The sequence below is a fragment of the Streptomyces sp. BRA346 genome (assembly GCF_052851135.1).
In genome coordinates this window covers 1-1197 of record NZ_JAIWIH010000174.1, presented here as the reverse complement: position 1 = coordinate 1197, position 1197 = coordinate 1, and the positions used below count along the sequence as shown (strand labels likewise).

Sequence of the window (1197 nt, the reverse complement as noted above, 5' to 3'; positions counted from 1 at the left end):
CGGCGATACGCAGGTCACCTACCGGGAACTGAACGCGAAGGCCAACCAGGTCGCCCACCGCCTCCGGACGGTAGGCGTCGGCCCCGACGTCCGCGTCGGCATCTGCGCCCGACGCGGAATACCCCTGCTGACCGCCATGCTCGGCACCCTCAAGGCAGGCGGCGCCTACGTCCCCATGGACCCCTCGTTCCCCGCCGAACGCACGGCCTTCATGCTCGCCGACTCCCGCCCCGCGGTGGTCCTCACCGACGGCGTGGAACTGCCCGAGGCACCGACGCCGGTCATCGACCTCGCCAGCCTTGCTGACGAACCCGACACCGNCCTGCCCAACCTGTCCGCATCCACGGACATGGCCTACGTCCTCTACACCTCCGGCTCCACCGGCGTGCCCAAGGGCGTAGCCGTCGAACACCGCAGCATCATCCGGCTCGTGGTGAACAACCCCTACGTCGACTTCACCCCGNACGACCGGACAGNCTTCGCAGCAAACCCCTCCTTCGACGCCGCCACCTGGGAAATCTGGGGCCCNCTNNCCAACGGCGGCACCGTCGTCGTCATCGACCAGGACACCTTCCTCAACCCACGCCAACTGGCAGCCACCCTCGCAAACAACGCCGTGACAGGGCTGTTCACCACCACCGCCCTGTTCAACCAGACCGCCGCCGTCGTCCCCGACGGCTTCGCCGGACTCCGCTACCTCTTCACCGGCGGCGAACGCTGCGACCCCACAGCCTTCACCCGCATNCTCCACAGCGGAGCCGCACCCGAGCGACTGATCCACTGCTACGGCCCAACAGAGACAACCACCTTCGCCACCACCTACGACGTCACCCACGTCACCGAAGGCCAGGAAACACTGCCCATCGGAGCACCGATCGGCAACACCCACATCTACATCGTCGACGGTTACGGCCGACCAGTCCCCATAGGCGTGACCGGTGAGCTGTTCATCGGCGGACTCGGCGTCGCCCGCGGCTACCTCGGCCGCCCNGGCCTCACCGCCGAACGCTTCGTACCCAACTGGCTCACCGCAGACGGCACACGCCTGTACCGCACCGGAGACCTCGGCCGCTGGCTGCCCGACGGCACCATCGAATTCATCGGCCGCAACGACTTCCAGGTCAAGGTCCGCGGCNACCGCATCGAACTCGGCGAAATCGAAGCCCGACTCCTCGAACACCACACCATCCGCGAAGC

The 1197-nt window shown here is 67.5% G+C and carries 1 protein-coding gene; it reads left to right on the top strand.

Annotation, left to right across the window (positions count from 1 at the left end; genetic code table 11):
- Positions 1 to 28: 28 nt before the first annotated feature.
- Positions 29 to 1197: amino acid adenylation domain-containing protein (locus LCH29_RS43985; protein WP_446467294.1), on the top strand; the 1169-nt coding region annotated here is incomplete at its 3' end.